Origin of the sequence: Kocuria sp. NPDC057446 (assembly GCF_042802875.1) — a bacterium.
Lineage (GTDB): Bacteria > Actinomycetota > Actinomycetes > Actinomycetales > Micrococcaceae > Kocuria.
Genome location: NZ_JBHVDI010000198.1, coordinates 1 through 5,557, shown reverse-complemented (window position 1 = coordinate 5,557; position 5,557 = coordinate 1). Strand labels below are relative to the sequence as shown.

Annotated in this window: 5 protein-coding genes; 3 read left to right on the top strand and 2 right to left on the bottom strand. The window is 69.0% G+C overall.

What is annotated here, in order from left to right; translation table 11 throughout:
- Positions 1-32: 32 nt before the first annotated feature.
- Positions 33-800: an HpcH/HpaI aldolase/citrate lyase family protein gene (locus ACFU0Y_RS16630; RefSeq protein WP_380215821.1), complete on the bottom strand. Its 768-nt coding sequence runs from the start codon at positions 798-800 to the stop codon at positions 33-35.
- 60 nt (positions 801-860) lie between these two features.
- Positions 861-1,838, bottom strand: coding sequence for an aldo/keto reductase (locus tag ACFU0Y_RS16625; protein ID WP_380215819.1), 978 nt, complete (start codon positions 1,836-1,838; stop codon positions 861-863).
- A gap of 133 nt (positions 1,839-1,971) precedes the next feature.
- Between ACFU0Y_RS16625 and ACFU0Y_RS16620 the strand changes: the two genes are divergently transcribed.
- Genes ACFU0Y_RS16620 through ACFU0Y_RS16610 form a run of 3 tightly spaced genes read left to right on the top strand, consistent with a single transcriptional unit; the run spans position 1,972 to position 5,044 of the window.
- Positions 1,972-3,189, top strand: coding sequence for a four-carbon acid sugar kinase family protein (locus tag ACFU0Y_RS16620; protein WP_380215817.1), 1,218 nt, complete (start codon positions 1,972-1,974; stop codon positions 3,187-3,189).
- The gene (gene pdxA, locus ACFU0Y_RS16615) at positions 3,186-4,229 is read left to right on the top strand and encodes a 4-hydroxythreonine-4-phosphate dehydrogenase PdxA (RefSeq protein WP_380215815.1); all 1,044 of its coding nucleotides are present in this window, start codon (positions 3,186-3,188) and stop codon (positions 4,227-4,229) included. The genes ACFU0Y_RS16620 and pdxA overlap by 4 nt, the downstream gene beginning before the upstream one ends.
- Before the next feature lie 32 nt (positions 4,230-4,261).
- The gene (locus ACFU0Y_RS16610) at positions 4,262-5,044 is read left to right on the top strand and encodes a DeoR/GlpR family DNA-binding transcription regulator (protein WP_380215813.1); all 783 of its coding nucleotides are present in this window, start codon (positions 4,262-4,264) and stop codon (positions 5,042-5,044) included.
- The last annotated feature ends 513 nt before the right edge of the window (positions 5,045-5,557 follow it).

Genomic DNA, 5,557 nt, shown 5'->3' with positions numbered 1-5,557 from the left:
GGATCCCGGGCAGGCCCTCCGTCGTCGTCCGGTCAGCCGCGCGCTGCGTCGAGGTGCTCCCGGGCGGCCTGCTCGAGATGGGTCAAATCCGAGGCGATGGTCACGAAGGTGAAGCCCTGAGCGATGCGCTGCCGGGCGATCTCCCCGCCGGGGGTGTGGATCGCGGGAATCTTGTCCGCGGCCTGCGCGGCGGCCAGCGCCCGCTCGATCGCGGCGTCGAAGACCTCCTGGACCTCCGGATCCTGGGCCGACTTCCCGCCGACCGCCAGGCGCAGGTCGGAGGGACCGATGTAGATCCCGTCCACGCCCTCGACCGCGCAGATCTCCTCCACGTTTTCCAGCCCCTGCGGCGTCTCGATCATCACGAGCACCAGCACCGCCGCATCCGACTCCGCCGGCACGGGGCCCACGCGCAGACCCGAGCGCATCGGGCCGTAGGACCGCGCACCGACCCCGGGGTAGCGGGCGGCACGCACGGCGGCCGCCGCTTCCTCGGCGGTGTCCACCATCGGCACGATCACCCCGCGTGCCCCGGCATCGAGGGCCTGGCCGATCACGGCGGCGTTGTTGGCCTCGACCCGCACGATGCCCGCGGGGCCGTGCCCGGCGTCGATCGCCATGAGGTTGTGCAGGATCCCGGAGTAGCCCATCAGGCCGTGCTGGCCGTCGAGGGCGATGTAGTCGTAACCGGTCATGGCCAGACGCTCATTAGAGATCGGGGAGTCGAGCACCGACCAGTACCCCAGGGTCACCTCCTTGTTCTTGGCCTTGCGGATGACGTCGGTCGCGGGATGGTTCACGGCGGTGCCTGTCTCTCGTACGGTTAAGCGGTCGGTTCGGTTCGGTGGCTCGGCGGTGGATCAGCGGTTGTAGGCGGGCATCGGGCCGCGCAGGGCAGCCCCGACACGGTCGCAGGCCTCCACCAGGGAGTCCTCGAGCGGCCCACGGGCCAGGACGTCGATGTTGGCCTGCAGCTGGTGGGGCTTGGACCCGCCCAGCAGCACGGACCCGGTGGCGGGCTTGGAGATCAGCCAACGGAAGGCGAGCTCGACCAGGGAGATCCCGGCCTGCTCGGCGATGCCGGTGAGCTCCCCGATGGCCTCGAACAGCTGTGCGTCCCAGTAGCGCTGCTTGTACATCTCCGCCAGCCTCGAGTCGCCGAACCGCCCGCCCTCGGGGGCGGCGTCGAAACGGTGCTTGCCGGTGAGCAGACCGCCGCCCAAAGGGTTGTAGACCATGGTGTGCAGACCGGAGGCGTCCGCGAACTCCACGTACTCCTCCTCGATCCGCCGGGCGACGAGGTTGTAGAGCTGCTGGGCGACGACCGGGCGCGGGGCGCCGTTGCGATCGGCGGCGGCGTTGACCTCGGCGATCTGCCAGGCGGCGAAGTTGGACACACCCAGGGCGCCGATCCGGCCCTCTTCGACGAGGGCGGCCACGGTCTGCATGGTCTCGTCCAGGCTCGCCTTCCGATCGGGCTGGTGGAGGTAGAACAGGTCGACGCGCTCGGTGCGCAGGCGCCGCAGGCTGCCCTCCAGGGCGAGCCGGAGCCCTTGTTCGGACAGCGGAGAGTGCTCTCCGGCATCGGGGTGGGGCATGCCGGCCTTGGTCGCGAGCACGAGCTGGTCGTGGCGGCCGGCCAGCATCTCCCCGAGCATCGTCTCGGTGGCGCCGCCGGCGTAGCCGTTGGCGGTGTCCACGGCGGTGATGCCGGCCGCCAGGGCGGCGTCCAGCATGGCCGCCGCACCGTCTCGGTCGACGGTGTCGCCGAAGGTCATGGTGCCCAGCACCAGCGTGGACATCGGGGTGTCGATGCCGTTGAGGTGGACGGTCTCCATCGGATGGTTCTCCTCGGTCGGAACGGTGCCGGTAGTGAGCCTTTTATTGCGTAGATCACGTTTCCACACTTGCGCGATGTGCGCAAGTAGCTTAGCGTGAAACACGCAACGTGATCAGTAAGGAGGTGAGATCGTGCAGATACTGGCTCTGGCTGACGACCTGTCGGGCGCCAATGAAGTGGCAGCGATCCTGGCGGGCCTTCCCGATCGTTCCCGCGCGGTGGATGCGCAGGACGCGCGATCCGCGCGGCCCCGGTCGACCACCGTGCACCTCGGGTTCTCCGTCGCCTCTGCAGGTGCCGCCGAGGTGACGGTGGTGGACACGGACAACCGTCGCCGTACCGGCGCGCAGGCCGCCGAGCACCTGCGGCGGATGCTCACCTCGACTCCTGGAGTCGCTGAGGCCGTGGGGCTGCTGTTCCTGAAGTTCGATTCCTTGCTCCGTGGGAACATCGGCCAGCAGCTGCAAGCAGCACAAGAAGTGGCACCCGTCCTGTTCTGCCCTGCCGTGCCCGGCCTCGGGCGTACCGTCCGGGAAGGAGTTCTGCGGATCGACGGTTGCCCCCTGCACCAGAGCGGGCTGTGGAACGCCGAGGCCCACCCTCCGGCGAGCACTGTGGCCGCGCAACTGTCCCCCGCCCCCACCCGGACCCTGGATGTGGAGACGGTGCGCGGTGCGCACCTCAAGGCGGCACTGAGCCAAGCGGCCGAAGCAGGCGCTGTGGCCGTGTGCGACGCCGAGTCGCCGGCGGACCTGGAGCGTCTTGCCGCCGTCGGCCTCGAGCTGGGATTCGTCCTCGCCGGCGCAGCCGGCCTGGCCGCCGCCGCAGCCGCCCGCCTCCCCGCCGGGTCCACCCCCACAGCGGTTACCGGGACACACCCGGATCGGCGGGAAACTTTGTTCATTCTCGGCACCGCCAGTGCGGCCGCGCGGCGCCAGGCCGACCGGCTGGAGGCCTCGGGAGTACCTGTCCACCGGCTGCGCCCGGAGCAGATCGACGGGTTCCCCCTCGAGCACGACGGCACAGTGGCCGTGACCGTGGACGGCCCCGTGGACCCGTCCCACTCCACCACGGTGACCACTGCCCTCACCGGTCTGGCGATGCGTCACCATGCTGACCGGCACCTGGTGCTCAGCGGCGGGGAGACCGCCCAGGCGGTACTGGCAGCCCTGCACATCTCCGAACTGGTCCCCCTGATCCAGGCCCACCCGGGAGCTGTGGTCAGCGCCGCCGCCGGCGGCCGCCTCGTCACCACCCGGCCGGGCAGCTACGGGGCACCGACCAGCCTCCTCGACATCCTCACCACCATGAACCTCCTGCAGGACACCACCCGAAAGGTCCCATCATGAGCACCCCTTCAGTCGCCCTCGCCACCGGACACCACCGGGAGGATCCCCACCAGGGAACCCCCTACGTCGCCGTCACCATGGGCGATGGCGCCGGTATCGGCCCCGAGGTCACCGTTGCCGCCGTCGTGGAGGAGTCCATCCTCGCCGAGTGCCGCCCGGTCATCATCGGCGACGCCGCCCGCCTTCGCGCCGCCGCCGAGACCATCGACCTGACCGTCGAGATCCGCTCCGTCGAGGCCGTCGAGGACGCCGTCTTCGACACCCGCACCGTCAACGTGATCGACCTGGGCCTGCTGCCCGAGGACCTGCCCTGGGGGGAGCTCTCCCCCGTCGCCGGGGACGCGGCCTACCAGTACATCAAGGTCGCCTCCGAACTGGCCATGGCCGGGAAGGTCCAGGCGATCTGCACGGCCCCGCTCAACAAGGAGGCCCTGCACGCCGGGGGACACATCTACCCGGGCCACACCGAGCTGCTCGCCGCTCTCACGGAGACCGAGGAGGTCTCCATGATGCTCTCCACCCCGAAACTGAAGGTCATTCACGTCACCACCCACATCGGTCTCATCGACGCCGTGGCGAAGATCGAGCCGGGCCTGGTACAGCGCACCATCGAGCGCGGGCACGAGGCCCTGATCCGGGCCGGGATCCCGCAGCCGAAGATCGGCGTGGCCGCCATCAACCCGCACGCCGGGGAGAACGGGCTGTTCGGCTACGGCGAGGAGGCCGAGAAGATCACCCCCGGTGTCGAGGCCGCCCGCGCCAACGGTGTGGACGCGGTCGGCCCGCTGCCCGCCGACACCCTGTTCTTCCTGGCCGGCCGCGGGGACTACGACCTGGTGGTGGCCATGTACCACGACCAGGGCCACGGCCCCGTCAAGGTCCTCGGCATCGAGGCCGGGGTGAACATCACCGTGGGCCTGCCGGTGATCCGCACCTCGGTGGACCACGGGACCGCCTTCGACATCGCCGGTAAGAACATCGCCGACTCTCGTAGCATGGTCGAAGCCCTCCACCAGGCTGCCGAGATGGCGACCCGCTGAGGAACCACCCCCGAGGACGAGCGGAGCACCCCATGACGATGCCGGCCAAGCTCAGACGTGAGCAGATCTACGACCTGGCGAAGACCAGCGGCCTGGCGTCCGTGGAGGAGCTTTCCGCACGCTTCGAAGTCACCGCTTCCACGATCCGGCGCGACCTTGCCCTGCTCAACGAGCAGGGCAAGCTCGCCCGCACCTACGGCGGAGCGATGCCCATGGACCCGCATCCCGAGGCATCGCTGCGCCAACGGATCGGGGAGGCTTACGAGGAAAAGCAGGCCCTGGCGCGATGGGCAGCGACCCAGATCAGGCCCGGCGAGAGCATCCTGCTCGACGGCGGCTCAACGGTCGGAACCCTGGCCCACCGTCTACGGGCCTTCTCGGACCTGGACGTCACCACCATTGGGATCAACACGCTGCAGGAACTCAGCGGCTGCCCTGGCATCCAGTTGTCCTGCCCCGGAGGGCAACTGCGTGAGATGAGTCAGAGCTTCTACGGGCCGTTGACACAGCTGAGCCTGGAACGCATGACCTTCGACCGCGTCTTCCTCGGCGCGGATGCGGTCACCGCCGAGTACGGAATCTGCGAAGCGGATCACCAGCAAACCCGGCTCAAAGAGATCATCGCCGGTCGCAGCACCCACGTCTACGTTCTCGCCCACGCCGCGAAAATAGGCCAGCACCCCTTCCACGCCTGGGCGAGGCTCCCCCTTCCCTGGACCCTGGTCACCAATGCCGACGCCCCGTCTGACCAGGTGCAGAAGATGCGCCATGAAGGCATCACCGTCGAGACGGTTCCTGCCCATCCCAGTCATTGACCACCAAACGGGACGCGTCCTCCCACCTGTGTCTCTACTGGTCCTGTTTGGCGGCCTCTAATGGGCCATATGTAAAGCGGCCAGCGTCGACCGGGGAGGAGTGCGACCGTAGCTCTCGGTGCCGAAGCGCCCGCGGGGAGGCCCGCAGCATTGTGCAGGTGCTGCGAGTCGTGTCGGCTGACGGGTCAGGTCTCAACTCCAGATCATAGATCGATTGTCCGGCGCACCGAGTTCCGGGTGCCGTGGGCCCGGGTTACTTCAACTCGATGAACGCCGCAAGGGTGCCGGGCCGGTCATGCATCCGGAGCCAGCGGGCAACTCGCCTCGGTCCCTGCGGGCCAGACAGCCGACGCCGGGGCAGGTACTCTCATGCCCATAGCTCAGGTGCAGATCTGGGCTGGTGCCGACACCGGTCCATGTTCTGATTCCCATGTCATGGGCCGATACGTCACCTACGGGTTTCGTGGCCGGGAGCACGAACCTCGCACGGGGCGCCCTCACCATCCGGGGCGG